The sequence below is a fragment of the Nocardioides marmorisolisilvae genome, assembly GCF_031656915.1.
Taxonomy (GTDB): Bacteria; Actinomycetota; Actinomycetes; order Propionibacteriales; family Nocardioidaceae; genus Marmoricola; species Marmoricola terrisoli.
On record NZ_CP134227.1, the window covers coordinates 1,139,067 to 1,164,884 of the forward strand.

At 67.9% G+C, this 25,818-nt stretch carries 24 protein-coding genes and 1 pseudogene; 7 read left to right on the forward strand and 18 right to left on the reverse strand.

What is annotated here, in order from left to right:
* Positions 1 to 9: 9 nt before the first annotated feature.
* Genes Q9R13_RS05460 through Q9R13_RS05490 form a run of 7 tightly spaced genes read right to left on the reverse strand, consistent with a single transcriptional unit; the run spans position 10 to position 7,655 of the window.
* The gene (locus Q9R13_RS05460) at positions 10 to 786 is read right to left on the reverse strand and encodes an enoyl-CoA hydratase/isomerase family protein (RefSeq protein ID WP_310964061.1); all 777 of its coding nucleotides are present in this window, start codon (positions 784 to 786) and stop codon (positions 10 to 12) included.
* Complete coding sequence (locus Q9R13_RS05465) at positions 779 to 2,473, reverse strand: long-chain-fatty-acid--CoA ligase (RefSeq protein ID WP_310964062.1); 1,695 nt, start codon at positions 2,471 to 2,473, stop codon at positions 779 to 781. Before Q9R13_RS05465 ends, Q9R13_RS05460 begins: the two co-directional genes overlap by 8 nt.
* Positions 2,474 to 2,486: 13 nt before the next feature.
* Entirely contained in the window at positions 2,487 to 3,230 is a 744-nt protein-coding gene (locus Q9R13_RS05470; RefSeq protein WP_310964063.1) for an SDR family NAD(P)-dependent oxidoreductase, read from the reverse strand.
* 11 nt (positions 3,231 to 3,241) lie between these two features.
* A complete protein-coding gene (locus Q9R13_RS05475; protein WP_310964064.1) occupies positions 3,242 to 4,417 on the reverse strand; it encodes a thiolase family protein in 1,176 nt (391 codons plus the stop codon).
* The gene (locus Q9R13_RS05480) at positions 4,414 to 5,229 is read right to left on the reverse strand and encodes an enoyl-CoA hydratase/isomerase family protein (protein ID WP_310964065.1); all 816 of its coding nucleotides are present in this window, start codon (positions 5,227 to 5,229) and stop codon (positions 4,414 to 4,416) included. Before Q9R13_RS05480 ends, Q9R13_RS05475 begins: the two co-directional genes overlap by 4 nt.
* Positions 5,222 to 6,748, reverse strand: coding sequence for a class I adenylate-forming enzyme family protein (locus Q9R13_RS05485; protein ID WP_310964066.1), 1,527 nt, complete (start codon positions 6,746 to 6,748; stop codon positions 5,222 to 5,224). The genes Q9R13_RS05480 and Q9R13_RS05485 overlap by 8 nt, the downstream gene beginning before the upstream one ends.
* Positions 6,749 to 6,776: 28 nt before the next feature.
* On the reverse strand, positions 6,777 to 7,655 hold the full coding sequence (locus Q9R13_RS05490; protein WP_310964067.1) for a CoA transferase: 879 nt from the start codon (positions 7,653 to 7,655) through the stop codon (positions 6,777 to 6,779).
* A gap of 121 nt (positions 7,656 to 7,776) precedes the next feature.
* On the opposite strand from Q9R13_RS05490, the gene Q9R13_RS05495 reads away from it, so the two are divergent.
* On the forward strand, positions 7,777 to 8,382 hold the full coding sequence (locus tag Q9R13_RS05495) for a TetR/AcrR family transcriptional regulator (RefSeq protein WP_310964068.1): 606 nt from the start codon (positions 7,777 to 7,779) through the stop codon (positions 8,380 to 8,382).
* Positions 8,383 to 8,399: 17 nt separating this feature from the next.
* On the opposite strand, the gene Q9R13_RS20235 is transcribed toward Q9R13_RS05495, so the two are convergent.
* From Q9R13_RS20235 to Q9R13_RS05505, 3 genes are all read right to left on the reverse strand, one after another.
* Positions 8,400 to 8,747: a transposase gene (locus Q9R13_RS20235; protein WP_397219063.1), complete on the reverse strand. Its 348-nt coding sequence runs from the start codon at positions 8,745 to 8,747 to the stop codon at positions 8,400 to 8,402.
* A gap of 244 nt (positions 8,748 to 8,991) precedes the next feature.
* Positions 8,992 to 9,249: a fatty acid desaturase gene (locus Q9R13_RS05500; RefSeq protein ID WP_458295165.1), complete on the reverse strand. Its 258-nt coding sequence runs from the start codon at positions 9,247 to 9,249 to the stop codon at positions 8,992 to 8,994.
* Positions 9,250 to 9,265: 16 nt separating this feature from the next.
* Positions 9,266 to 9,904, reverse strand: coding sequence for a TetR family transcriptional regulator (locus tag Q9R13_RS05505; RefSeq protein ID WP_310964069.1), 639 nt, complete (start codon positions 9,902 to 9,904; stop codon positions 9,266 to 9,268).
* 115 nt (positions 9,905 to 10,019) lie between these two features.
* Between Q9R13_RS05505 and Q9R13_RS05510 the strand changes: the two genes are divergently transcribed.
* On the forward strand, positions 10,020 to 11,096 hold the full coding sequence (locus Q9R13_RS05510) for a BtrH N-terminal domain-containing protein (RefSeq protein WP_310964070.1): 1,077 nt from the start codon (positions 10,020 to 10,022) through the stop codon (positions 11,094 to 11,096).
* Positions 11,096 to 11,767 (forward strand): transglutaminase-like domain-containing protein, encoded by a 672-nt coding sequence (locus Q9R13_RS05515; RefSeq protein WP_056680455.1) that lies wholly within the window; start codon positions 11,096 to 11,098, stop codon positions 11,765 to 11,767. Before Q9R13_RS05510 ends, Q9R13_RS05515 begins: the two co-directional genes overlap by 1 nt.
* Here Q9R13_RS05515 and Q9R13_RS05520 read toward each other — a convergent pair.
* On the reverse strand, positions 11,701 to 12,483 hold the full coding sequence (locus tag Q9R13_RS05520) for a lysophospholipid acyltransferase family protein (protein ID WP_082563713.1): 783 nt from the start codon (positions 12,481 to 12,483) through the stop codon (positions 11,701 to 11,703). The two genes, Q9R13_RS05515 and Q9R13_RS05520, sit on opposite strands and share 67 nt — an antisense overlap.
* Before the next feature lie 285 nt (positions 12,484 to 12,768).
* Between Q9R13_RS05520 and Q9R13_RS05525 the strand changes: the two genes are divergently transcribed.
* The gene (locus Q9R13_RS05525) at positions 12,769 to 13,257 is read left to right on the forward strand and encodes a PaaI family thioesterase (protein WP_310964072.1); all 489 of its coding nucleotides are present in this window, start codon (positions 12,769 to 12,771) and stop codon (positions 13,255 to 13,257) included.
* A 4-nt stretch (positions 13,258 to 13,261) separates the two neighbouring features.
* Here the strand turns inward: Q9R13_RS05525 and Q9R13_RS05530 are convergent, their stop codons facing one another.
* Entirely contained in the window at positions 13,262 to 13,852 is a 591-nt protein-coding gene (locus Q9R13_RS05530; protein WP_310964073.1) for a TetR/AcrR family transcriptional regulator, read from the reverse strand.
* A 240-nt stretch (positions 13,853 to 14,092) separates the two neighbouring features.
* Between Q9R13_RS05530 and Q9R13_RS05535 the strand changes: the two genes are divergently transcribed.
* The gene (locus tag Q9R13_RS05535) at positions 14,093 to 15,214 is read left to right on the forward strand and encodes an acyl-CoA dehydrogenase family protein (protein ID WP_056680449.1); all 1,122 of its coding nucleotides are present in this window, start codon (positions 14,093 to 14,095) and stop codon (positions 15,212 to 15,214) included.
* A 332-nt stretch (positions 15,215 to 15,546) separates the two neighbouring features.
* Positions 15,547 to 17,208, forward strand: a complete 1,662-nt coding sequence (locus Q9R13_RS05540) for a GMC oxidoreductase (RefSeq protein WP_010832713.1) — start codon at positions 15,547 to 15,549, stop codon at positions 17,206 to 17,208.
* A 122-nt stretch (positions 17,209 to 17,330) separates the two neighbouring features.
* Here the strand turns inward: Q9R13_RS05540 and Q9R13_RS05545 are convergent, their stop codons facing one another.
* The 6 genes and pseudogenes from Q9R13_RS05545 to Q9R13_RS05570 all read right to left on the reverse strand — a co-directional run bounded on the left by Q9R13_RS05545 (position 17,331) and on the right by Q9R13_RS05570 (position 24,661).
* On the reverse strand, positions 17,331 to 18,158 hold the full coding sequence (locus Q9R13_RS05545) for an SDR family oxidoreductase (protein ID WP_310964074.1): 828 nt from the start codon (positions 18,156 to 18,158) through the stop codon (positions 17,331 to 17,333).
* 14 nt (positions 18,159 to 18,172) lie between these two features.
* Positions 18,173 to 19,681, reverse strand: a complete 1,509-nt coding sequence (locus tag Q9R13_RS05550) for an aldehyde dehydrogenase family protein (RefSeq protein ID WP_310964075.1) — start codon at positions 19,679 to 19,681, stop codon at positions 18,173 to 18,175.
* Positions 19,682 to 20,003: 322 nt separating this feature from the next.
* Complete coding sequence (locus Q9R13_RS05555; RefSeq protein WP_056680435.1) at positions 20,004 to 21,632, reverse strand: long-chain fatty acid--CoA ligase; 1,629 nt, start codon at positions 21,630 to 21,632, stop codon at positions 20,004 to 20,006.
* Positions 21,633 to 21,715: 83 nt separating this feature from the next.
* Positions 21,716 to 22,921 (reverse strand): NAD(P)/FAD-dependent oxidoreductase, encoded by a 1,206-nt coding sequence (locus Q9R13_RS05560; protein ID WP_310964076.1) that lies wholly within the window; start codon positions 22,919 to 22,921, stop codon positions 21,716 to 21,718.
* A gap of 11 nt (positions 22,922 to 22,932) precedes the next feature.
* A pseudogene (locus Q9R13_RS05565) lies at positions 22,933 to 24,318 on the reverse strand (cytochrome P450); the annotation flags it as partial.
* Positions 24,319 to 24,340: 22 nt separating this feature from the next.
* Positions 24,341 to 24,661 carry a 2Fe-2S iron-sulfur cluster-binding protein gene (locus Q9R13_RS05570; protein WP_056680426.1) on the reverse strand — a complete coding sequence of 107 codons (321 nt, stop codon included), beginning with the start codon at positions 24,659 to 24,661 and terminating at the stop codon, positions 24,341 to 24,343.
* 130 nt (positions 24,662 to 24,791) lie between these two features.
* Here Q9R13_RS05570 and Q9R13_RS05575 point away from each other — a divergent pair, with 130 nt between their 5' ends.
* Positions 24,792 to 25,790, forward strand: a complete 999-nt coding sequence (locus Q9R13_RS05575; RefSeq protein ID WP_310965039.1) for a helix-turn-helix domain-containing protein — start codon at positions 24,792 to 24,794, stop codon at positions 25,788 to 25,790.
* Positions 25,791 to 25,818 lie beyond the last annotated feature (28 nt).

Here is a 25,818-nt window from a genome sequence, read left to right on the forward strand (position 1 = left end):
GGGTCGTCCTTATCTGCCGGTGAAGGCGGGCGTGCGTCGGTCGGTGAAAGCGCCGATCCCTTCCGCAGCGTCGGACGTGCCGAGCGCGAGGAGGAAGTTGCGCCGCTCGTGGGCGAGTCCTTGTTGAAGCGGCAGGTCGTGGCCCCGCCGGGCCGAGTCAGCGGCATACGCCACGGCTCGGGGAGCGTTGGCGCCGATCTGGGCGGCGAGCTCGAGGGCGCGGTCGAGTACCTGGCCGTCGTCGACGAGGTCGGCGACGAGGCCCGCCGTGTAGGCCCATTCGGCGTCGACTGGCGCGCCAGTGAGGAGCATCCGCATGGCCTTGGCCTTGCCGATGGCGTGGACCAGGCGCTGGGTTCCGCCGGCGCCGGGGATCACCCCAAGCTTGACCTCGGGGACGGCGAAGCGGGCCGAGCGCCCTGCGACGGCGGTGTCGCAGGCGAGGACGAGCTCGCAGCCGCCGCCGAAGGCGAGGCCGCGGACCGCGGCGATCGTCGGGACGGGCAGGGAGGCCACGGTCTCGAAGAGCCGGTCGAACGGAAACGCGTCGAGCGGGGAGGCGTTGACCATGCCGGGGATCTCGCCGATGTCCGCGCCAGCGCAGAATGCCTTGCCCGATCCGGACACGACAACCGCGCGGACGGCGTTGTCGGCGGCGGCCTCCTCGAGGCGGTCAGCGAGGTGGTCGACGAGTGTGCGGCTCAACGCGTTGAGAGCGGCGGGCCGGTCAAGGGTGAGAACCAGGGTCGTACCGTGGGCTTCGGCAGACACGAGCTGCTCAGGCATCGGCCTGCTCACCCCCGTAGGCGGCGGCGTATGCCGCGCGGATCTGCTTCTTGTCGAACTTGCCGACGCTCGTACGGGGGATCTCGGCGACGATCTCGATGGCATCGGGCAGCTGCCACGCGGCGAATGCGCTCGACAGGTGGCTGCGGACCTGCTCGAGGGTGATCTCCTGCCCGGGCTTGGGGACGATGAGGACGAAGGGCCGCTCCTGCCACTTCGGGTGCGCCAGTCCCACGACCGCGGCTTCAGCGATAGCCGGGTGGCTGAGGAGCAGGTTCTCCATGTCGATCGAGGAGATCCATTCACCGCCGCTCTTGATGACGTCCTTGACCCGGTCGGTCACCTTCAGGTACCCATCCGCGTCGATCGTCCCGACGTCGCCGCTTCGCCAGTAGCCGTCGTGGAACCGGCCGGCTCGGTCGTCCTCTGGCATGTTGTGGTAGGTCCTGGTGACCCACGGGCCTCGCATGCAGATCTCCCCCTGCGTGACGCCATCCCATGCGACGTCGTTGCCGACGCCGTCGATGAGCCGGACGTCGACGCCCGTGACGGGCAGACCCTGTTTGCGCTTGAGCTCGAACAGCTCGTCCTCGCTCAGGCGTTCGCGCACGCTCGGCTTGTAGCGGTTCATCGTCACGAGCGGGGTGGTCTCGGTCGCGCCGTAGGCGTGGACGATCTCGGCGCCGGTCAGGTCTCGGAAGCCGCGCATCATCGTCAGCGGCGGCTCGGTGGCTCCAGACATCATCCGCAGCCGGGACAGGTCCGGCTTCTCGTCGAGGCTCTCGATGTAATGCAACATCGGCAGGAAGATTGCAGGTGCGCCGTTGGTGACGGTGACGCCTTCGGCGATGATCGCGTCGGTCAGCGGTTTGGTGTCCTCGGCCATATAGCGGCCGGGTAGGACGATCTTGTTGGCCATCAGCGTCGCTGCCTGGGAAAGGCCCCACGCCTGGCCGTGGAACATCGGAGTGATGAGCATGGTGCAGTCGTCGAGGACCATCCCGATGTTCGTGGCGATGCCGTACGAGTGCAGGTAGATCGCCCGATGGGAGTAGTAGACGCCCTTGGGTCGGCCGGTCGTGCCGGTCGTGTAGCACGCGCTGTACGCGGAGCGCTCGTCGATCTCCGGCCAGACCAGGTCCGGGCTGGCCGCGGCGACGAGGTCCTCGTAGTGGTGCAGGTTGGGCAGGCTGGTCTCGACCTGTGAGAGCGGCTTATCGGTCATCACGACCCATGCACGCACTCCGGGTAGCAGGTGGGCAACGGCCTCGGCGACCGGCAGGAGCGTCTCGTCGACGCAGATGACCGACGTGCCGCTGTCGTCGATCACGAAGGACAGGTCCTCTGGCCCGAGGCGGAGGTTGAGCTGGACCAACACGGCGGCAAGGCCCGGGATGGCCCAGTAGAGCTCGTAGTGGCGGCGGCTGTTCCAGTCGAGGACGCCGACACGGTCCCCGGGCTCGACGCCAAGAGCGCGCAGCGCGTTTGCGCCCCGGATCACGCGCTCGTATGCCGCCGCGTAGGTGTAGCGGTCCCAGCCCCCTTCCGGGGTGCGATAGACGATCTCGCGCTCGGGATGCGTGCGTGCCGCGTGCAGGATGAGCGTGGTCGTGTTCAGCTGGACGTCGTCCCCCATAGTCGACGGGTAGCCGGTGACGAGGGGTCGGGTGGGTAAGGGGAAAGTCATGACGGTCTCCTGTTCAGCGGGCGGCCATGCGCAGGGCTCCGTCGAGACGGATCACCTCGCCGTTGACCATCTGGTTTTCGATGATGTGGATTGCGAGGGCGGCGTACTCGGACGGGTCGCCGAGCCGCGCCGGGAAGGGCACCTGCTGGCCCAGCGACTCCCTGGCGGCTTCAGGCAGCACGCCCATCATGGGGGTGAGGAACAGCCCCGGCGCGATGGTTGCCACCCGGATCCCGTACCGCGCAAGCTCGCGGGCGATCGGGAGCGTCATGGCGACAACTCCGCCCTTGGAGGCCGAGTAGGCGGCTTGGCCGATCTGGCCGTCGAAGGCGGCGACCGAGGCGGTGTTGATGATCACACCACGCTCGCCGCTCGGGCCAGGCTCGGCGGCGCTCATCGCGGCGGCGGCGAGCCTGATCACGTTGAACGTACCGGCGAGGTTCACCTCGAGAACCTTCATAAAGTCCTCGAGTTGGTGAGGCCCGGACCTGCCGAGCACCTTTTGGGCGACGCCGATTCCGGCGCAGTTGACCACCCCGCAGAGCGGTCCCGGCTGGTGGCTGGCGACTTCGACCGCGTGGGCCACCGCGCCGGCGTCGGTGACGTCGGTCTCGACGAAGACGGCGCCGGCGGGCGCTGTCCCGGCGCGGTCGGCGACGACGACGTGCGCGCCTCGCTCGAGTAGGGCGGCGGTGGTCGCGCCTCCGAGCCCGGATGCGCCTCCGGTGACGAGGAAGGTGTGGTTGCTGATCTCCATGTCGTTGCTCCTCAGGCGATGCGCTCGATGATCGTGGCGTTGGCCATGCCACCGCCCTCGCAGATGGTGAGCAGGCCGTAGCGGGCCTCGCGGCGCTCGAGCTCGTTGACGAGCTGGGTCAGCAGGCGCGCGCCGGTCGAGCCGAGCGGGTGGCCGATGGCGATGGATCCGCCGTTGACGTTGAGCTGGTCCTCCGGGTAGCCGAACTCCTCGCACCACAGCAGCGGGACCGGCGAGAAGGCCTCGTTGACCTCGACGAGGTCGATGTCGCCGACGGTCAGGCCGGCCTGGTCCAGGGCCTTCTGACTGGCTGGGATGATGGCCGTGAACTGAAGCACCGGGTCGTCCGCGGCGACGGCCATGGAGACGACCCTAGCCCGCGGTCGCAGGCCGGCCGCCTCAGCGGCGGCGCGTTCGGCGACCAGGAGGGCGGCCGCTCCGTCGCTCATCTGCGAGGCGTTGCCGGCGGTGATGACGCCGTCCGGGGAGAACACCGGCTGCAGGGCGGCGACCCGCGCGGGGTCGATGTCGAGCCGGATCCCCTCGTCCAAGGTCATCGGCGCGGTTGAGCCGTCTTTGGCCGCGCCGTCGAGAGGCACGAGCGCGGAGGCGAAGTGCCCGGCGTCGGTCGCCGCGGCGGCGCGACGGTGGCTCCGGACGCTGAAGGCGTCGAGCTGCTCACGGGTGAAACCCCACTTCGTGGCGACGAGCTCGACCGACGGCCCTTGGGCGGGCAAGTTACCGTCAAAGCGCGCCAGGGCCCGTTCGCCGTACCAGTCGCCCTGGCCGCCGCCGGGGACGAAGAGCGGACCGAGGTCGACCCGGCTCATGGACTCGACGCCTGCGCCGATGGCGAAGTCGTACTCGCCGGACTTGATCGCTTGGGCCGCGAAGTGGACCGCCTGCTGGCCGGACCCGCACTGCCGGTCGAGGGTCGTGCCGGGCACGGCGGTGGGCAGGCCCGCACCGAGCAAGGCGTTGCGGGCGACGTTGCCGCTCTGCTCGCCGCGCTGGAGGGCGCAGCCGACGATGACGTCGGAGAGTCGGTCTGGGTCGAGGCCGGTGCGCTCGGCGAGGTGGGCGAGGGTGTGCGCAAGCAGGTCGACGGGATGCCAGTCGCGCAGCTGGCCGCCACGCTTGCCGACCGGTGTGCGGACGGCGTCGACAACGACTGCTTCACGGGTCATGGTTTGACTCCTCGGTGGCGGGTGCGGAAGGCGTTCAGGGCTCGGTGGAACTCGGGCGTCAACACGTTGGCGACCTGGGCTTCGGCCTCAGCGGCCAGCGCTTCGGTGAGGGCAGAGCTCCACGTCGCGTCGAGGAGGTGCTTGGTGCCTGCCTGGGCAGACCGGGAGAAGCCGGCCAGGCGTCGGGCCAGGGCGGTCACCGCGTCATCGAGCTCGTCCGATGGCACGCAGCGTGCGATGAGTCCGACCTGAGCGGCGGTCGGCCCGTCGAGGTCGTCCCCGAGGAGGGCCAACTCTCGCGCCCGCCGCAGCCCGACGAGCCGGGGCAGGACCCAGCTGCCACCGAGGTCGATGGACAGGCCGAGGCGGGCGAAGATCTGGGTGAACCGCGCCGTCTCGTCGGCGACGACGAAGTCGCAGGCAAGGGCCAGGTTGCAGCCGGCGCCGACCGCGTTGCCACGGACCTTGGCGATGACCGGCTGCGGCAAGTCGCGCAGGGCAGGAACGATCTTGTTGAACTCGACCATGGCCTCGCCAAGTCGACCGGGGTCGAGGTCGAGCAAATCCGCGCCGGCGCAGAAGTTGCCCCCCGCGCCGGTGAGCACCACGACACGAACGTCGGCGGCCAACGCGACGTCGGCCAACGCTGTGAGCAGATCCTGCACCGAGTGAGGGCTCAGCGCGTTGCGGCGCTCAGGCCTGGTCAGCTCGACCGTGGCGACGGGCCCGTCCACGGTGAGGCGCAGGGTCTTCGAGGTCGTCGGCGCTCTGGCGGCGGATCCACTGCCCAGGTCGCTTGAGGTGTCAGGCATTGAGTTCCGCCCGGATCTGGTGCTTCAAAAGCTTGCCGGAGGCGTTGCGGGGAATCTCGTCGACGATGATGAGCTCGCGGGGCAGTTTGTAGCTGCTGAGGCACTGCTGGCCGTACTCGCGCAGTTGCTTAAGGGTAAGCGTGGCACCGTCCCGTGGGGTCACGACGGCCACGACGCTCTCGCCGTACTCCTCGTTCGGTCGCGCGACGATGGCGATGTCCCCGACCGCTGGGTGACCGGCCAGGGCGCTCTCAACCTCGACCGAATAGACGTTGCGGCCGCCGGTGATGATCATGTCCTTGAGCCGGTCGACCAGCGTGATGTAACCGTCCTCGTCGATGCTGGCGATGTCGCCGGTGTGCACCCAGCCGTCTCGGACGGTCTCCGCCGTCGCTTCGGGGTTGCCCCAGTAGCCCTTCATCATCGTCTCGCCGCGCATGATCATCTCGCCGACCCCGCCGGGCGCCACGTCGTTGCCGTCGAGGTCGACGATGCGCACCTCGGTGTTGGCGATGGCGCTGCGACCGCTCGCGCTCGGTCGCGCGAGCACCTCGTCATGCTGCAGGAGGATGCCCCCCGGCCCGCCCTCGGTCTGGCCGCATGCCTGGATGATTGACGCGGCCGGCAGCGCCGCCACTAGCGCCTCAGCCGTCGTCGCCGGCATCGGAGCAGCGCCGTACAGGCAGACACGAAGGCTCGACAGGTCGCGTGTCGCGATCGACGGGGTGCGCAGCAGGAACGTGTACATCGTCGGGACGCCGAAGAACTGGGTGATCCGCTCGCGCTCGAGCATCTCGAGCACCGTTTCCGGGTCGAAGCGGGGCAGGATGACGTGCGTCGCGCCGTACATCATCCCGCCGATGAGAAGCATGTTGAGGGCCGCTGAGTGATACAGGGGAGCGACGTGCAACGTCCGCTCCCCCTCGTGAAGTCCTAACCCAATCGCCGTGTTGATGCCGACCCACAGGATGCGGTGCTGGTCGAAGAGGGCGCCCTTGGGTCGACCGGTTGTACCCGAGGTATAGATGATGAGGGCGTCGTCGTCTTCCGCGACCTCGACGTCGATCGGCTCAGCGGACTGGACGGCCGCGGCTGCCAGCACGTCGTCGAAACCCGTTGCGCGACCCAGCGCGAGCGCGGGGATGCTACCTGCGCGGCCCCCGCCGCGTGCCAGCCCCCGGATGTTCTCGACGACCTCGGGACCGAAGAGCAGCAGACTGACGCCCGAGTCGGTGACGAAGTGGTCAATCTCGGGCGGCGCCGACCGCGGGTTGACGGGTACGACGATGGCGCCCAGACGGAGTCCGGCGTAGAGCGCGACGACGAAGGCGCCGCTGTTGCCCGAGAGCAGGAGTAGACGGTCGCCCTTGGCCAGGCCCCGGTCGGTCAGCTCACGCGCGAGCTGGTTGACGCTGGCGTCGAGCTCGGCGTACGTCATCGAATCCGGACCGAACTCGACGGCGATCCGTTGGGGAACACGGCTGGCCGTTCGGGCGAGGACTCGGGCGAGGCTGGGCACGGCGGAGGACTCCTAGTTGGGGTGGGGATCAGCCGAGGTTGTGGAAAGGGACGGGCGTGTCAGGAACACCGGCACGCAGGTCTTGGACGGCCACGAGGGGGATGTCGAGCGAACGGCCTAGCGACTCCCAGTGGGCGCTGGACTCGGTGGCGAACCGGGCGACCAGTTCCTCACGCGTGCGCCCCACGGCGTCGGCGAGACGGCGAGCGAAGTGCGGTTCAATCGCACCGACGGCGACATGTCCGTCGGCCGTCGCGTAGATGCCGTAGGTGGGCAGGCCCCCACCTAGGACGTCACCGGGACGCGTCAGGCCGTGGCGCACCGCGGCCGATGCGTGGAAGGCCACATCGTCGAGCACGACCCGCTCGCGTACGGCCGTCTTCCTTGACGTCCGTCGCCGCAGCCCGGCCAGTGTCGCGGTCACCGCTCGCTCTGCTCCGAGCACGTCGACAAACGGCACGAGGGGCATGCTTGGCGGCATGAGCGTGCCCTGGACGGCCTGGTACGTCAGGTCATGCCCGGCCTCTTCCGATCGTTCTTCGTCGTAGCCCACGACCTCGACCAGCACGAGACCATGCCGCTCGACGCTAGCCACAAGCCCGAGCCGCGTGAGTGCCGAAGGCCGCATCGCGGTCAGCAGCACGTCGGCAGCCGCGAGCCGCGTCTCCAGCGCTGATCGGCCGACTGGGTTCTTGAGGTCGAGCGGGACGACCTCCTGGCTAGCGACGAGCTCCTTGTACCAGCTCGGCGCGACCGCTTGGAGCGGGTCTCCGGAGGGCGGCTCGACCTTCGTCACTGACGCCCCCATCGAGGCAAGGCGGGCAGCCGCCAAGGGTCCAGGCAGGTTCACGGCCAGGGAAACGACCCCGACGCCCGCGACGGCGGTCGCGTCTGGCGTGCTCGACACTGGCTGCTCCTTTGACCACCGCTACTGTTTGTACAGTTGTATAGCATCTAGTACGTTCGTGCAATAGTTGGGCTAGTATCGGGCCGATCCGATAACGCAGACCGACGAGGGCTGAGGAGACATGACGCTACGACAGCCCAGTGCGGCTCTACGCGCGGACGACCTCACCGCGAAGGCACGGATCCGGAACGCCGCACTCGATCTCTTCGCGGCGCATGGCGCCGAGGCCACCTCGCTACGCGCGGTCGCAGCCGCGGCGGGCGTGACGGTCGGTCTCATCGTCCACCACTACGGGACGAAGGAGGCACTGCGCGAAGCCGTCGAACTCGCGATCGTCGAGCAGTTCGCCCAGACGATCGCGTCCGTCCCGCTCGGCAAATGCCCGCCGGGCCAGGTCACGGCCGCACGCGACCGTGCTGTCGCCGCCATGCTCTCGGCCAACCAAGCGATCGTTGACTACCTGCGGCGGGCTATCCTCGATGGGAGCGCAGGGCGAGTCGACTTGGTCAGCCGGCTCAGCCAGCTCTCCGCCCAGCAGGTCCACGATCTGCGGGAGGCCGGCGTCGCCTCGACGAAGCACACCGTCGGCGAGCAGGTCGTCACCATCATGGTGCGGCAGCTCGGACGCCTTTTCCTGCAGCCGCTTGTCGACCGCATCGCCGACGAGTTCGCCGATGACACGGGCGCGTCGATGAGACCGCAGCTCGTTGTGGATGTGAACCACTGACCCGAGACGCAAGAGCGTCACCTGGCAAGCGGGCGGGTCCCAATGTCGCGGGAATGGGCTTTGCCACGGGTCAAGTTCGGAGCTGGGCTCGGTCGCCGCCCCCGGTAGTGCGCTCGTGCTCCTGGTGATCTGGTCAGAGTGGCGAATGCCCACCAGTGGCGGGTGTCGCCGAGCCGCTTGTTTCGGATCTTGCGGGCTTTGACGTAGTGCGATCGCCCGGACGCTCGTGTCACGGGCGCAGTTCCGGCGAACGCTCGCAGCCCGGAGGGGCTGGTGAACCGGGCTGGGTCATCGCCGATCGCAGCCAACACCCGCGCAGCCAGAACGGGGCCAAGCCAGGCACGGACCGCAGGACCGTGAGTCACATCGTGCTACCAGCCGACCGGCCCGACGTGATCGCCCGCCGCCTCGGACAGTTGGTCCTCGACGGACTCCACCTCCCAGATGAGACCGTCGGGTTCCCGTGAGGTGCCGTACGAGGACAGCGCGGGTGGTCGCTTGCGCCAACGTGTGTAATCCGGTGCGTTGTGCGCTTGTTGACGTAGCCTTTTCCATCTCAAGTATGTCCCATCTCGGGCACACCGCCGACCACCGGTCAAGTCACGGAGTTCACCTTGGTTCCACGGTCTGAGTCCGGAACGGGTGCTGCTTCTTGCGCGCGTAGCGCTTCTTCTCGATGTTCCAGGCACTCTTGAGGGAACCACCGACCGTACGCGGCCAGAACTGGTAGAAGTTCTCGCCGTACCTGCTGCTGGCGGGGTCCTCCGGTGTGGCGACGCGGACGTGATGGCCCCGGTTGTGCTCGATGTAGAAGTGGCCGTAGAAGCTCTGGCTTTTGGTCCTTGCGGTGGCGGCGGACCCGATCACCGGCTGGGAGTGTACGTCAGGTCGTGGCTTCGGACGTCGCCGCTTCGACGGAGAGCCCGAGGTACCTCAGTCCGACCTCGGTGATCTTCCGTGAAGTGTCCTTGCGGGACATGGTGGGCAGGGCTAGATGGCTCACGGTGAGCCTCACCAGAGCCTCCGCAGCGTCCGCCACATCGTCGGCCTGCACCCCGGGCACGTGAGCCATGAGCCACCGTGCCAACGAGTTCGAGGCCAGTTCCAGCAGCTGCGCGGAGGTCGTCAGCAGGGGGAGAATGCCCGTCGCGGTCGGGGAGGAATCGCGGTTGGCGATCAGCACCGCCCTGAGTAGAGAGCTGTTCTCAGCTTCCTCGAGCACGAATTCCACCGAGGCCGCGAGGCCGCGAGCAGCATCGGCGTCGTGGTGCGCGAGCACTCCTTCGATGCCCTCGATGAAGCGCGCCGCCTCCCTCAGGACGACGGCCTCTCCCAATCCGGGCTTGTCGCCGAACTCTTTATAGAGCAGGGCGCGTGAAATCCCGACTGCCTCGGCGATCTCACCCATGCGGACTCGCTCCCAGCCTCGATCGGCGATCAGGCCGTGAGCAGCCTCCACCACAGCCGTGCGGACGTGCTCGCGGTACCGATCGCGCATGGAGGGGGATGACACGGTGGACACGATAGCGACCGTGGTGCCCAACGGACTCATGTCACATCGGACCTGGCCATGACAATGAGATGCTCGTGCCTTAGGTTGGAACAAATCATGCAAATTGTCTTTAGGAATGAGTTCCATGGCCAGCTCGAGCGACGCCGTCGCGGTTCCCTACCCGCACCGACGTGGCGGCCACTGCGGCTCGGGCGCGATGCGCGACCTCCTCGAATGGGCCGGGCTCGGCTGGGAAGGCCCGCCCGACGAGGGCCTCGTCTTCGCGCTAAGCGGGTCGCTGGACCTCTCCTACGTCCGGAATGCAGCGCTCATGCCACCGGTGTACCTCGTGGGTCGGGGCGGGGACCTGGAGACCGATCTCCCGACACGACTCGGCGCCGTGGTCACCGTGCACGCCACGGAGGACCCCCAGGTGGGCTGGACCTACGTGCGCGATGCCGTGCGCGCCGGTCGCCCAGCCCTTGTGTGGGCCGACATCGCAGAGCTGCCCTACCTGCGCGTGCGCCTTCAGATGAGTCGCCATGACATCGTCGTGATCGGCTACGACGACGTGCAGCAGCTCGCGCACGTCGTCGACAACGACCGCGACGAGGTGCAGCTGGTGCCTTACGAGGCTCTGGCTCGGGCTCGCTCCTCCCGAGGATTTCCGGTCCCGACGCGCCACACCTACTTCGACATCGCCTGGCCCGATTCGCTGCCCGACCTGGCCACCGTCGCCCGGGCGGCGTTCGCCCAGGCGGCTGTCGCGATGACCACCTCGACCGGTCCCTCGATTGTCACCGGGAGGGACACGGCGACCGGGGCCACGGGGCTGGCCGCCGTCGACCTGTTCGCCGAGGACCTCGCTCGATGGCCAGAGGTCTTCCCCGACGAGGTCTTGGACCTGGCGCTCCAGGGACTCAGCGCATTCGTGGAGAAGGCCGGCACCGGCGGTGGGCTGTTCCGGCGACTGCTCTCCAGCGGCGCCGCCGACATCGCGCGTCTGACCGGGGACGTTCGCGCGAGCGAAGTCGCCAACGCTGCGCACCTCTGCGCGGAGACATGGTCACTGGTCGCGTCGCTGGGCCGGCAGGAGGGCCCGGCCCGGGGCCGGGCGGAGCAAGCCGCCCTCGCAGCTGCCGCCCTCCCGTCGCTCGAGCGGGACCTCGTCACGGCCCTCGGGGCGGCCGGCGCACTCCAGAACGCCGAGGTCAGTGCCTGATGGGCGACGAGCTCGACCCCCGGCAGGCCCTTGCCCCGACCGGGTTCATCGACAGCGACCACCACGACGTGCGCGACTTCACCGAGTCCGTGGTGCGAGGTGTCCAGGATCCGCGTGAGCGGGTCGGGCTGCTCTTCGCGGAGGTCCGCGACCGACTCCGCTACGACCCCTACAGCGTCACCGCGGCCCCCCCGACCTACCGCGCCAGCGCGATCCTTGACGGTGGCCCCACCTGGTGCGTCCCGAAGGCGGTGCTGCTCACGGCGAGCCTGCGCGCTGCGGGGATCCCGGCCGTACTGGGGTTCTCCGATGTCCGCAACCACCTCAACAGCGAGGCGCTGCTGGAGCTGATGGGCACGGACCTGTTCGTGTTCCACGGGTGGAGCGCGGCGTACGTCGACGGCCGGTGGCGCAAGGGCTCGCCGGCCTTCAACTCCGAGCTGTGCCGCCGCTTCGGCGTACCTCCGTTGGAGTTCGACGGATCGCAGGACGCCCTGCTCCACGCAGCCGACGGCGCCGGCCGCCGCCACATGGAGTACGTCCGCGAGCGGGGGATGTTCGTGGACCTACCGTTCGATGAGCTGATGGCAACACTGCTGGACACCTACGGCCCCGCGATGGTGCGCGGCTCGGGATCCTCGCGCCCTGAGGATCCCGCCTTCGGCGCCTGAGCACGGATGGACCGCGCCGCCGCGGTGGCTCCACGCAGCTCGCACACCATCGTGATGAGGACGTCCTCGAGCCGTTGACGGCCCACTTCGACGGCACGTGCGGGCTCCAGGTCACGGAGGTCCTCGAGCGGGACGGGAGCGCCGACGAACACGCTCACCTGCCGTCGCCAACCCCATCGCAACCGCCCGCTGTATGCGGGCAGGATCTCCTGGGCACCCCACTGGGCCACCGGGAGGAGCGGGACCGACGCCTCGAGGGCGATGCGAACCGCCCCTGACTTCATCGTCATCGGCATACCGTCCTCCCGCTTGCTGATAGAACCCTCGGGATACACCAGAAGGAGCTGACCACAGCGTGCCGCCTTCACCGCGTCGTCGTACCCTGCGCGTCCGGCAGCCCGGTCGACCTTGACGTGGCCGGCCGCACGGAACCACCTGCCCACGATCGGACCGTGGAAGAGGCTGTCCTTCGCCAAGAACCGCGGCACCCGCCCCGAGGCCAGCACCAGCTCCGCGACTAGCAGAGGGTCGATGTGCGAGACGTGGTTGGCGGCCAGCACTGCCCCACCCGACCTCGGGATCCCTGAGACTCCGCGCCAGTCCGGCCGGCGCAGCACGATCAGGAACGGCTTGCAGCTCAGCACGGCCACCCACCAGGCAAGGCCACGTCGCTCGGCATCGGTTTGAGGACGGTGAGGTGTCCAGATGAGCCGCATAGCGACGAGTGTAGACAAATGTAGCCCCAACGTCTCACGTGAATACAAATATGCCATCATGTCTCGTGCGTTGGCGAACGGCGGGTCATTGACTTTCGGCTATAGGCCACTCTCGTCACGACGACGACTTGATCCTGTATGCGAGAGAGACAGATGCGACGTTGTGCCTCCGCGCCCGTCGGTCTTGAATCTGAGGAGCTTTCCATGCGCGACCCGCTCCGAGGCGCCTCCGGCGCAGGCGAGCAAACCGCCCCGGCGAACGAGGTACACTCCGAGGGGGGCGCCATGTCGGCATTGGAGGCGTGGATCCGCTCGATGTCGCGGCCCGAGCCGTCGGCGGAGGGACGCCTCCCCTCGCACTCCCCCACCTGCGCGGGATGCGGGACGGAGAATCCTGCTGGTCTTGCACTGAAGGTCGACGCCACCGAGGTCGGCGTTCGCGCCGTGCACCGCTTCGACCACCGTCAGGAAGGGGCGCCCGGGATCACCCACGGCGGCCTGGTCGCTGCAGCGTTCGACGACCTCTTCGGCTTCCTCCTCTACCGGGTCGGAGAGCTTGCCGTGACGAGGTCCCTGACCGTCGAGTACCTCCGTCCGGTGCTGCTGAGGACCGACTACGAGTTCTCTGCCCACGTCCGGGACCGCTCGGGACGGCGGTTACACGTGGAAGCCGCGGCGTTGGATGCGGACGGCAACCCGGTCGCCACCGCACACGCGACATTCGTCGTCGTCGATGTTGAGCACTTTGAGCAGGGCAATATTGCGGGCCGTTGATGACTCACCCGCCGATGAACGGCTCCAGCTCGACCGCTGGGTCGAGGTCGATTCCGTGGGCGGCCAAGGCATCGTGCAGCACTAGAGTGACGTGGCGCGAGAGGCGCCCCACCATGACCTCGAGGGTTTCGTCGCGCTGGTCGAGCCACCAGATGATTGTCGCGTCGACCATCCCCATCACGCCCACCAAGATGCCCTCGGGAAAGGTCTCCTCGGCCGAGTTGGTATAGCCGCGAGCCGCCGCAGCGATCTCGTCCAGCAATCGCGAGCGACCCATCCGAGCGCGGTGAAGGGTGCGACTCTGCCCCCGTGCGGCTAGGAAACGGAAGAGGTGAGGGTGGACGTCGGCCCAGGTGGCGCAGGCGTGGACCAGCCCCTCGACGACCTGTGAGGGCGTGCCGCGCCGAGTCAGGTGGGGCCGGACGCAGGCAATGAGGTCCTGCGCGGCGAGGCGTACCACATCGTCATCCAGGTCCTCACGGCTGGAGAAGTAGCGGTAGACGTGCGGCCTCGGGATGCCAGCCCGCTCGGCAATCAGGGCCGTGCCGGCACCCACTCCTGCCTCGTCGACGACCTGCAGAGCGGCGCTCGCCACCTGTTGTCGTCGCCGCGCCCGGACCTGATCATCGCGCGACGACCGGCGCCGCACCGTTGAATCCACCCATCGCCCGACCTCGACCACAAGAGGCAGCCTATGCGGGGTCGACGAAACCAACGACTCCCGGGTCCGCATGCATGGAACACCTTGTACCCAGGGCGACGGGTGTGGTCAGATTGGTACACTCTGTACCCGACCTGCCGGAGGCACCCCTTGCCCACTCGTCGCTCCCCCTGGATGGACAAAGACCTCGACGACGTGCGCGACCTGGCACGTACGTTCTGTGAGAAGGAGATCAAACCGCACATCGAGACCTTTATCGCCGACAAGCACGTCGACAGGGAACTGTGGAACCGCGCTGGTGATGTCGGTCTGCTCTGCCTGTCGATCCCCGAGGAGTACGGCGGCGGCGGCGGCACCTTCGCCCACGAGGCCATCTTGATCGAGGAGCAGGCACGGGTCGGCGACAGCTCCTGGGGGGCGTCCCTGCACAACGGCATCGTCGCCCACTACCTGTTCGCCTACGGCACGGAGGAGCAGAAGCAGCAGTGGCTTCCCAAGATGGCTTCCGGCGAGGTCGTCGGCGCGATCGCGATGACCGAGCCCGGGACCGGCTCGGACTTGCAGAACATCAAGACTAAGGCGGTGCGCGAGGGTGACGACTACCTTGTCAGCGGCTCCAAGACCTTCATCACCAACGGCTCGCAGGCCGACCTGGTGCTCACCGTGGTCAAGACCGATCCGGACGACCGCGCCGCCGGCATCTCGCTGATGCTGGTCCCCACCAGCACGGAGGGCTTCTCCCGCGGTCGGGTGCTCGACAAGATCGGGATGAAGGGGCAGGACACCTCGGAGCTCTTCTTCGACAACGTCCGCGTCCCGGTCACCAACCTGCTGGGCCTCACCGAAGGCCAGGGCTTCGTGCAGCTCATGCAGCAGCTCCCCCAGGAGCGGCTGTTGGTCGCAGTGTCGAACGTCGCAGCCATGGAGTTCTGCTTGGCCGAGACACTGGCCTACGTGCGCGACCGAAGCGCCTTCGGACGGCCGATCTGGGGGTTCCAGAACACCAAGTTCAAAATGGCAGAGGTCGCTACAGAAGCTCGCGTGGCACGGTCCTTCGTGGACGAGTGCATCCAGCTCCACGTCGGCGAGGGTCTGGACATCCCCACCGCCGCCATGGCGAAGCTGTGGTGCTCCGAACGAGCGCAGCGCGTCGCCGACACCTGCCTCCAGCTGCACGGCGGCTACGGGTACATGAACGAGTACCCCATCGCCCGCATCTGGGCCGACATGCGCGTCTCCCAGATCTACGCCGGCACCTCCGAGATCATGAAGGAGATCATCAGCCGGTCCCTGTGAGGACCGACCCGGCTCCGGCGGCACCGCTGGAGCCGGCGGGCCGGGCCTTGTGCGCCGAGCCCCGCGGGATCCTCCGCGTTGAGCAACGGCACAGGACGCCCACTCCACCGAGGTGACACCCTCGACAGACATCGTCTGACAGGAGTGCCATGAGCTAGCGAGTCGCCCTCATCGACCGGGCATCGACCCGGACTCGGTACTCCTGGCCGACAAGTGGAGACCGCTCCACGCCATCCACAGCTGACCGCCTGCACGTACACCCGTCAGATCGGCGGCACTGCCGGTCCGCCGCCCCACTCGCGTCGAACACCTCACAGAAGGATCCACATCCCATGACCTCGGCCCACTACGACGTGCTGATCATCGGCTCCGGCTTCGGCGGCTCGGTGACCGCCATGCGCCTGGCGGAGAAGGGCTACCACGTCGGGGTGCTCGAAGCAGGCAAGCGCTACGACACCGACGACCTGCCCACCTCGTCCTGGGACACCCGTCGGTTCGTCTGGGCGCCACGGCTCGGCTGCTTCGGCATCCAGCGCATCCACCTGCTGCGCGACGTCGTCATCTTGGCGGGCGCCGGCGTCGGCGGCGGTTCGCTCAACTACGCCAACACCCTCTACCAACCTCCTGCCCCGTTCTTCAACGATCCACAGTGGGCGCACATCACCGATTGGCACGCCGAGCTGGACCCGCACTACCAGACGGCACGGCGGATGCTGGGTGTCACGCAGAACCCCCACGTGACGCCTTCGGACGAGGTGCTGCGCGAGGTCGCGCGCGACATGGGTGTGGAGCACACCTTCACACTGACCCCCGTCGGCGTCTTCTTCGGAGAGCCCGGCAAAGAGGTTCCCGACCCGTTCTTCGGCGGGGCGGGGCCGCGCCGCACCGGCTGCACCCAGTGCGGGTCGTGCATGACCGGGTGCCGGGTCGGGGCGAAGAACACCCTGGACAAGAACTACCTGTACTTCGCGGAGAAGCTCGGGGCCGAGGTACGTCCCCTGACCACCGTGGTCGACGTGCGCCCGCGCAAGGGAAGCGGGTACGTCGTCGACACCGTCCGCACCGGCAGGTCCGCGCGCCGTCGCCGCAACCGGCAGTCATTCACGGCCGACCACGTCGTCTTCGCAGCGGGCACCTACAACACCCAGAAGCTGCTCCACCGACTGAAGGCCACGGGCTCCCTGCCGCACATCTCCGCCCGACTGGGCACCCTGACCCGTACCAACTCCGAGTCGATCCTGGGGGCGAAGTCCCGCGATCGATCCAGCGACTTCACGCGCGGCGTGGCCATCACATCCTCGATCCACCCCGACGAGTTCACCCACATCGAGCCGGTGCGCTACGGCAAGGGCAGCAACGCCATGTCCCTACTCCAGACCGCGCTCACCGACGGGGACGGCCATGGGCCCCGGTGGTGGCGCTGGCTGCGGACAATCGCGACCCAGCCCTCTCACCTGACGTGGTTCAGCCCGCGACGGTGGTCGGAGCGCACAGTCATCCTGCTGGTCATGCAGACGCTGGACAACTCCATCACGGTGCGGTCGAGGAAGACCCTCCTCGGTCGCCCCACGATCACCTCGGGACCTGGCCACGGGGCGCCCAACCCCACCTGGATCCCCGTCGGCAATGAAGTCACCCGTCGCGTCGCCGAGAAGATCAACGGCGTGGCCGGCGGGTCCACGGGGGAGATCGCCAACATCCCGATGACCGCTCACTTCATCGGCGGGTGTGCCATCGGTGACTCCCCGGAGACCGGGGTCATCGACCCCTACCACCGTCTCTACGGGCACGACGGGATCTTCGTAGTCGACGGCTCCAGTATCACGGCGAACCTGGGGGTTAACCCGTCGTTGACGATCACCGCGCAGGCCGAGCGGGCAGCCTCCCTGTGGCCCAACAAGGGCAATCGGGACGAGCGTCCCCCGTTGGGCGCCGGCTACCAGCGGATCTCCGCCATTGAGCCGGAGCGGCCGGCCTTCGCCCCCCGGACCTGATGCCCGTCGTCGAGGGCGGCCAGCACCCGGCCTAAGCCACGGGACAGGAGACGACCGCGAGCGCCACGCGACGCTCGCGGTCGTTTCGGATGATCCGTGGCGCGCGATCACGCCCTGTGGCATCAGCTGCGACCGACCCGCTCCAAGTAGGCCTGACGCGCCGCGGAGTCCACGCGGTCGAGGAAGACCGTGTCGGTCCCGAGCATCGCCCCGAGCTGGGTCGCGATCCGCTCGGGAACGAACTTCATCGCCGCCACCATCGTGCCGGCGATACGCGTGACTCGCACGAAGGGCTGCGGGCGCTCGATGAGAGCCGCCGTGGCGCGCGCGATCTCCTGCGGCTCTGCGTTGCGCATGCCCTTGGCCCCGCTCGTCCCCGCGACCAGCTCGGTGTTGGTAAAGGTCGGACGCACAGTGGACAGGGTGACACCCGACCTGCGGTACTCCTGCCGGGCGGCCTCGGTGAACCCGATGACCGCGAACTTGGTCCCGCAATACGTCGCCAGCCCCGGGACCGGGAGCTCCCCGGCCAGTGAAGCCGTGTTGATGATGTGTCCCTGTCGCCGTGGCAGCATCCGCTGCAGGGCGATCTTGGTGCCGAAGATGACGCCCAGGATGTTGATCTCCACCTGCCGGCGGGTGACCTCGTCGGTCTCCTCGTGCACGTGCCCCGTCGGCATGACACCCGCGTTGTTGATGAGGACGTCGATCGGCCCCAGTGCTTCCTCGGTCACGTCGAGGAAGGACGCCACGGAGGCAGGGTCGGTGACATCTAGACGCACCGCGACGTCGAGGCCGAGCTCCTCGGCGGCCACCTTGAGCTGGATCTCGTCGATGTCCCCGATGGCGACCCGGTGACCGCGCCGGATGAGTTCCTCCGCGGTGTGATATCCGATCCCCCGGGCGCCCCCGGTGATGGCGACCACCCGTCGCTTGTTCGTTGTCGTCATGGTTTCGCTTCCTTTCAGAGGCCGAGTCGCTGCCGCAGGCCGCGACCAGCGGCCAGGCGCAGCACTCGGCCGGCGATCGCCGTACGCCGGGCGGAGTACGGGTACCAGGTGAGCTCCTTGGTGGTCAGCGGGATCCGCGGCTCGGTGATCGCTTGGACGCGGCAGTACTTCCGCAGACCCTGCGCGCCGCCGAGGCGAGCCCCCAGGCCCGAGGACTTCCAGCCGCTGTGGGGTAGCCCCACGGCGAAGAGGTTGCTGAAGACGTCGTTGATGTTGACCGCACCGACCTCCAGTTGGTCGGCGATGCGCCGCCCTCGGGAGACGTCTCGTGTCCACACGGTGGCCGAGAGCCCGTACGCGGAATCGTTGGCCAGGGCCACAGCCTCGGCCTCGTCGGCCACCCGCATGACCGGCAGTGTTGGCCCGAACGTCTCCTCGGTCATGCAGGCCATGCTGTGGTCGACGTCCACCAGCAGCGTGGGGGCGAAAAAGTTGCCTTCGTCGCCCCGCGACCCGCCGACAAGCACGCGCGCACCGGACTCCTGAGCCTCCCGCACATGCCGCTCAACCGTGTCCACCTGCGCCCGGGTCACCATGGCGCCGACATCATCGCGGGCTCGAGAGCCCTGCTTCAGCGCTCCGAGGGCCGCCACCACCTTCTCCACGAACCGGTCGTAGACCGCGTCCACCACGTAGACCCGCTCGACCGAGATGCAGACCTGCCCCGAGTTGAAGATCCCGCCCCAGACGATCCCGTGCGCGGCCCGATCGAGGTCGGCATCCTCGAGCACGATGGCAGCGTCCTTACCGCCCAACTCCAGGCTGACCGGCTTGAGCAGCTGAGCACAGCGCGTGGCCACCCGACGGCCCGTCGCCGTCGAGCCCGTGAACTGAACGAAGTCAACAGCCTCGACCACCGCTCCTCCAGTGTCCCCGGCCCCCGCGACGTGCAGGAGGACCGGCGGGGCGCCGATCTCGTGCCATCCCTCGATGATGCGCGCGCACGTCAGCGGGGTCATCTCCGACGACTTTGTCAGCACCGCACATCCCGCTGCGAGCGCCGGCGCTGCATCCATCAGGAACAGGGTGATCGGGAAGTTCCACGGGATGATCAGTCCGACCAACGGGTAGGGCCGATAGCTGCGGGTCAGCCGCTTCGGAAGGCTGAGCAGCCCTCCTGCCCCCACTCGTTCGGGGGCGAGGAACTCCTTCGCATGGTCGGCGTAGAAGGAGATGAACTCGCACGAAGCGGTCGTCTCCACCAAGGCGTCAGGGCGGACCTTGCCGGTCTCTGCGACGAGCAGGTCAGTGAGCTCATCGGTGTGGTCGAGGATCCAGCCCCGCCACTTGCGCAGCCAGGTGGCTCGCGCAGCAGGACCCATGTCGCGCCACGCGACCTGCGCCGCGCGCAGGTCCTCAGCGGCGGCGCGCACGCGGTCGCCGTCGGCGATCGGGACCGATCGGAGTACTTCGCCGTCGGCGGGACGTCGGATGTGCAGGGTGGGTGCGGACGGGGCGTTCATGACACTTCCTCGAGGTCGGTGACGGTGCCCGGGAGGGCCTGGCTTGCTGCGCCATCAGACGACGGTCGACGGGGGCCGCCGTGGGCTTGCAGCGGAGTGCGCGGGACAGCAGCAGTTGCGATGTCGCTGGCGAAGGAGTACGCAGGCGGGGTGATCCGTGCTCGCGGCACCATGCCCCGGGCTCGCGCTGGGAGCGGCGCGGGATGCCGTTGGACGGCTCCTGCTGGAACGGGATCGGCGGCAGCGGCGGCAGCTCCCGGCCGGACTCGGCCGCGAGCTCGTCCACCAATCGCGCCTCGCGCCGTGATGCCTTCCCATGCAGTCAGAGATCGATGACAGCGAGGTCGCCGTCGGCGTGCCGGGCGCGGAGCAGCTTCTTGTCGAACTTGCCGACCGAGGTCTTGGGCACGTCGGGCACGAAGCACCACCGCTCGGGCAGCCACCACTTGGCGACCTTGCCCTCGAGAAAGTCCCGCAACTGGGAGGGAGTCACCTCGGACCCGTCCCGAACGACGATCACGGCCAGGGGCCGTTCCTGCCACTTCTCGTCCGGAACGCCGATGACGGTCGCTTCCAGCACATCCGGGTGACCTGCGAGCAGCAACTCGAGCTCCACTGACGAGATCCACTCGCCGCCCGATTTGATGACGTCCTTCGCCCGGTCGGTCAAGGTGACGAAACTACGCTCGTCGATGCGTCCCACGTCTCCGGTACGCAGCCATCCGTCGTCGAACTTTTCCGCGTCCTCGTCACCGATGTAGGACCCCGTGATCCATGGGCCGCGAACCTGGATCTCCCCGACTGACTTCCCGTCGTGCGGCACCTCGTTACCGTCGTCGTCGATCAGTCGCAGCTCGACCCCGGCGACGGGACGACCTTGGGAGGCCCGCAGTGCCCAGTGCTCCTCGCCCTCGACCGCTGCCGGCGGCCGAGCGATAGCGGCTAGGGGCGAGGTCTCGGTCATCCCCCACGCCTGCACGATCTGCACGCCGTACTTCTCCTGGAAGGCCTTCATTAGATGAAGCGGCACGGCCGATCCACCGCAGGCCACCAGCCCCAGCGACGAGATGTCGTGACCGGGGTTGGAGTCGAGGTGATTCAGGACGTCACTCCAGATCGTCGGCACAGCTCCGGCGATCGTGGGGCGCTCGCTGCTGATGAGTCGCACCAGTGGCTCGGCCTGGAGGAACCGTTCGGGCATGACCAGGTCGGCTCCTGCCATCAAAGCCGCGTAGACCAGTCCCCAGGCGTTGGCATGGAACATCGGCACGATCGCCAGGATGGCATCGTCACCGGTGACGCTCAGCCCGTCGGCGGCACACGCAGCCATCGAGTGGAGGTAGGTCGATCGGTGGCTGTAGGCCACGCCCTTGGGGTTGCCGGTAGTGCCCGAGGTGTAGCACATGGCCGCAGCGGAGAGCTCATCGAGTTCCGGCCACTCGAACGTCTCCAGGTGACCTCCGATGAAGTCGTCGTAACCGACAACGGTGAGGCCGTCACGTTCGAGCGGCGCGAGATCGACACCCCCCGTGACGACCACGGTGTGCACCTCGGCGAGCTGCGGTAGGACCGCCGCCAGGAGCGGGGCGAGCGTACCGTCGACGATCACCACCCGGTCGTCAGCGTGGTTGGCGATGTAGACCAGCTGCTCGGGGGTCAGTCGAGGGTTGAGGGTGTGCAGGACTGCCCCCATGGAGGGCACTGCACAGTAGGCCTCGACGTGCTCCTGGTTGTTCCACATCAAGGTGGCGACCCGCTCGTCCCCCACGACCCCGCAGGCCCGCAGCGCGTGGGCCAGCTGCGCCGAGCGGCGTCCCACCTCGGCGAACGTGCCGGTCCTGACCGAGCCGTCGGGCTGGAGCGTGCGCACGCGCGCGGTGGCGTGCACACGGGCACCGTGCCGCAGGATGGCTGCCGTCGTCAGCTGGACGTTCATCATGGTGCTCTGCACGAGTGGTCCTCCGGCGATGGGGTGTTGAGGGGGGCGGTGATGGGGTGCGGGGCTTCGCCGAGGCGCGCGCCCGGCACTGTGAATCAGCAGGAGGCGGCGGGCCGTTGCAGTTCCGCCCGATCGACGTCGAGACCCTGGCCGAGCGTTCTCTTGGCCTTCATGAAGTCCCGGGGACGGTTCACGCAGTCCGCGGCGAGCAACCGCCCACGTTGGAGGTAGTAGCAGGTGAAGTCGCGATCGCGCGCGGGGTCGCCGCTTAGCACGATCTCGTCGTAGCCCGTGTTCAGTCCCGCGATCTGCAGCTTCAGGTCGTACTGGTCGGACCAAAACCACGGCAGCGCCGAGATAGGCCGCTCCTTGCCGCACAGCGTGGCGGCAGCCGCCTTCGCCTGCTCACCCGCGCTGGGCACCGCTTCAAGTCGCACCCGCCGGCCGTAGCGAGCAATGTGATGGATGGCGCAGTCCCCCGCCGCGACGATCTTGGGATCGCTGGTCGAGGCGAAGTCGTCGATCACGACACCGTCCTCGACCTGCAGGCCCGCCTCAGAGGCGAGCTCGGTGTTCGGGACCAAGCCCACACCCACGATGACCAGGTCTGCGGGAATCCGTTCACCCCCGGCTAGCACCACCTCGCCGGCGCGGCCGTCGCCGGCCACGGCCTCGACGAGAGCGCCCGTCCGCACCACGACCCCGGCGTCGCGGTGGATGCGCTCGTAGAACATCGACACCTCAGCAGCCGTGACCCTCTCCAGGACACGTTCGGCGGCCTCCAGGACCGTTACCTCCAGCCCGAGGGCGCGCAACGACGCGGCGGTCTCCAGCCCGATGTAGCCCCCGCCGACGATCACGGCTCGGCGACCCGAGGCCGTGGCCTCACGGATCGCCTCGACGTCCGCGAACGTCCGCAGGTAGAAGACGCCCGGCAGATCGATGCCAGGAATAGCCAGCGGACGCGCCCGGCCCCCGGTGCACAACGCGAGGCCGTCGTAGGCGAGCGTCTCACCGTCGCTCAGCACGACCTCTCCGGCCGCACGATCAATCTCGGTGACCGTCGCCCGCAACAGGCGGATCTTCTGCTTGTCGTAGAACTCCGCCTTGCGGATGGCGAGCTCCTCCAAGCTGCTCTTGCCGGCAAGGTAGGCCTTGGACAGGGGAGGCCGCTGGTACGGAAGCGCGGCTTCGTCACCGATGACGACAACCTCACCTGCCCACCCCTCCTGGCGAAGGCTGGCGGCCAACTGGGCCCCGGCGTGGCTGGCCCCGACGATCAGCGCCCTCCCCGAGGTCACGCGTCGGTCTTCGGCGTCAACTGGACCATCAACCGGCTGATCCCGCGCACGAAGTTGGACTGGACATACTCCGGCTCACCCACGACCTCGATCTTCTCGAAGCGCGGGAGCAGCTCTTCCCACAGGATCCGCAGCTGCAGCTCGGCCAGACGGTTGCCCATGCACCGGTGGACGCCAAAGCCGAACGCGATGTGGTTGCGTGCGTTTTTGCGGTCGATGATGAGATCGTCCGGACGTTCGAACACTCGCTCGTCGCGGTTTCCCGAGGCGTACCACATGACCACCTTGTCGCCCTCACGGATGAACTGGCCGTTGAGGACCGTGTCCTTCTTCGCAACGCGACGCATGTAGGCCAGCGGCGTCTGCCAGCGGATGATCTCTGAGATCATGTTGGGGATGAGGTCCGGGTTGGCCTTGAGCTTCTCGAACTGGTCGGGGAACTGATTGAGGGCGAGAACACCCCCGCTCATAGAGTTGCGTGTGGTGTCGTTGCCGCCGACGATCAGGAGCACCAGGTTGCCCAGGAACTCCATCGGGCGGTCGATCAGGTCCTTGGTGTGCTCGTTGCTCTGGAGCATGGTGATCAGGTCGAACCCGGGTTCCTCACCTGCCGCGAGTCGCGCCTGCTTGTCCCGCCACAGCGCGCTCAGTCCCCGCGCCGCGTCGACGAAGCCCCGGAAGACCTCGTCGTTGTCGGATGGTCCGCCGTTGGCCTGCTCCATGGAGCTGGCCAGGTCCGACCACTCGACGAGCTTGCGGCGTTGGTCGTATGGGAAGTCGAGTAGGGTCGCGAGCATCCGCGCGGTGAGCTCGATCGAGACGCGGTCGACCCAGTTGAAGGGCTCACCTACCGGGAGCTCGTCCAGTACTTCCTGGACCCGCGTGCGGATCAAACTCTCCATCTCGCGCAGGTTCTTGGGGGCGACTACGCCTTGGACCGCGGCTCGCTGGCGGTCGTGTCGGGGCGGGTCCATGGCGATGAACATCGCGACATCCATGAACCGTGGGGGCTCGCCGATGATGATGAAGGGCTCAGCCGAGAAGGTCTCATGGTCTTTGTCGACCGCGATGATGTCGGCGTGCCGAGTGACGGACCAGAAAGGTCCGAACGGGCTGTCGGCCTGGTAGTGGACGGGTGCCTCGTTGCGCACGCGCTCGAAGTAGGACTGCCACTTGCCCTGACGGTAGAGGAACGGGTTGCTCAGGTCGATGTCGGCGAGGGCGACGTCCTCCACGGGGGGAATGGGCTCCTCGACGAAGATCTTCTTCCCGTTGGTCCGTGTCACGAAGCGACGGGTCTTGTCGTACAGGTGCGCCCCGCGGATCTGGATCTCCATCGGGATGATGGACTGGGCTCGCTCAGCCACGGCGTCGGTCACGGTAGTCAGGGTCGTCATGGTGCAGTCTTCCTCTCGACGGTCACATCTGGAACTCGGGGAGTCGGACGACGAGGCCGTCCCAGCTCTCGCTCACCCGCATCTGGCACGAGAGCCGCGAGGTCGGCTCGCGCTCGGGGTTCATGGCGAGCATCTCCTCCTCGACCGGACCCGAACGGCCGACTTCGGCGATCCACTGGTCCTCGACGATCACATGGCACGTGCCACACGCGGCCTCCCCGCCACAATCGCCGTCGATCCCGGGCACCATGTTGTCTACGGCGATCTGCATGAGGGACGCACCCTCCTCGAGGGGTGCCTCGCGCTTCTCCCCGTCGTGGGAGATGAAGGTGACAACTGACATGGAACGACTCCTTGCTCGAACGTGAGTCAAGTGTTGGCACTCTGGACATGCTGTGGCTATGGTCACTCGAGTCAATATGTTGTGATTTCGGCTCAGGAGGTCACTGCCCATGAAGTCCCCCGAGCCCGGGGTGCCTCCGTTGGCGTTCGTCCAGCTCTTGAACAGCGATGCTCTCGGTCCTCAAGCCGTAGGTCGCTTCCGCGCGATCATCGACCGCGAGGGGACTTCCGAACTGGAGCTGGTCCAGCGCGACCGACAGGTGCCGATCCGGTGGTTCCGTGAGGTCTACCCCGGACTCGACCACGACGAAGCCACAAGCCTCGGGCTCTCCTTCGCCGAGCACGCGCAATTGACGTCGTTCGGCCCGCTCAGCCTGCCGCTAGTCAGCTCCGGCTCCGTGGCCGAGGTCTTCGAGCTGCTCGGGTATCTTCCGATCATCTCGAGCGCCTTGCGCCCCCACTTCCACAGCAGTCAGCGCAGCCTAACCGTGGGCCTCACCGGCCACACCGGCGACCGTGATCTCGACTGCCTAGTCATCACCTACGGCGGAGCGGCACTGCTGCGGCTCCTCGACATGCTGACGGGCCCGCTGCCAGGCGTCACGATGAACCTGGCTTGGAAGACACCCCAGTCCCCTCAGCGCATCGCCGGCGCGCTGGCCGGACGCTTGGTGTTCGGCGCACGCGCGTCGTTCATCGACGTTCCCGTCGACATCCTCCAAGCACCCTGTCGCTTCCCCGACCCGGTCGCCTATCGCATGGCCATCGGCGAACTGCGCCGAAGCCTCGACCGTCACACCGCTGCCACCAGCTTTACCGAGACCGTGAGGCGATTGCTCGAGGAGGACCCCGGACACATCAGCAGCCATGACATGGCTGAGCTCCTCGCAGTCTCCCCGAGCACCATGAAAAGGCGCCTCCACGAGGAGGGCACGACCTTCCGCGACGTACAGCAATCGCTGTTGCGCGAGAGGGCGATCGTCCGCCTGCTCGACCGATCGCTGACGGTCGGTCAGATCGCCATAGATCTCGGCTATAGCGACCTGGGCAACTTCTCGCATGCCTTTAAACGCTGGACCGGGCAGTCGCCAAGCGAATTCCGTCAGTTCGGTCGCCGCGAACCGGGCTAGGTAGGGCCCGGCTACCAACCTTCGCTCG

What these genes read in the sequence shown, in the direction of transcription:
- Q9R13_RS05535 (WP_056680449.1), top strand. Translation starts at nt 14,093, where the DNA reads ATGGACAAAGACCTCGACGACGTGCGCGACCTGGCACGTACGTTCTGT.
- Q9R13_RS05525 (WP_310964072.1), top strand. Translation starts at nt 12,769, where the DNA reads ATGTCGGCATTGGAGGCGTGGATCCGCTCGATGTCGCGGCCCGAGCCG.
- Q9R13_RS05570 (WP_056680426.1), bottom strand. Translation starts at nt 24,661, where the DNA reads ATGTCAGTTGTCACCTTCATCTCCCACGACGGGGAGAAGCGCGAGGCA.
- Q9R13_RS05470 (WP_310964063.1), bottom strand. Translation starts at nt 3,230, where the DNA reads ATGGAGATCAGCAACCACACCTTCCTCGTCACCGGAGGCGCATCCGGG.
- Q9R13_RS05495 (WP_310964068.1), top strand. Translation starts at nt 7,777, where the DNA reads ATGACGCTACGACAGCCCAGTGCGGCTCTACGCGCGGACGACCTCACC.
- Q9R13_RS05510 (WP_310964070.1), top strand. Translation starts at nt 10,020, where the DNA reads ATGGCCAGCTCGAGCGACGCCGTCGCGGTTCCCTACCCGCACCGACGT.
- Q9R13_RS05520 (WP_082563713.1), bottom strand. Translation starts at nt 12,483, where the DNA reads ATGCGGCTCATCTGGACACCTCACCGTCCTCAAACCGATGCCGAGCGA.
- Q9R13_RS05480 (WP_310964065.1), bottom strand. Translation starts at nt 5,229, where the DNA reads ATGCCTGACACCTCAAGCGACCTGGGCAGTGGATCCGCCGCCAGAGCG.
- Q9R13_RS05550 (WP_310964075.1), bottom strand. Translation starts at nt 19,681, where the DNA reads ATGAACGCCCCGTCCGCACCCACCCTGCACATCCGACGTCCCGCCGAC.
- Q9R13_RS05465 (WP_310964062.1), bottom strand. Translation starts at nt 2,473, where the DNA reads ATGACTTTCCCCTTACCCACCCGACCCCTCGTCACCGGCTACCCGTCG.
- Q9R13_RS05540 (WP_010832713.1), top strand. Translation starts at nt 15,547, where the DNA reads ATGACCTCGGCCCACTACGACGTGCTGATCATCGGCTCCGGCTTCGGC.
- Q9R13_RS05515 (WP_056680455.1), top strand. Translation starts at nt 11,096, where the DNA reads ATGGGCGACGAGCTCGACCCCCGGCAGGCCCTTGCCCCGACCGGGTTC.
- Q9R13_RS05475 (WP_310964064.1), bottom strand. Translation starts at nt 4,417, where the DNA reads ATGACCCGTGAAGCAGTCGTTGTCGACGCCGTCCGCACACCGGTCGGC.
- Q9R13_RS05460 (WP_310964061.1), bottom strand. Translation starts at nt 786, where the DNA reads ATGCCTGAGCAGCTCGTGTCTGCCGAAGCCCACGGTACGACCCTGGTT.
- Q9R13_RS05545 (WP_310964074.1), bottom strand. Translation starts at nt 18,158, where the DNA reads ATGACGACAACGAACAAGCGACGGGTGGTCGCCATCACCGGGGGCGCC.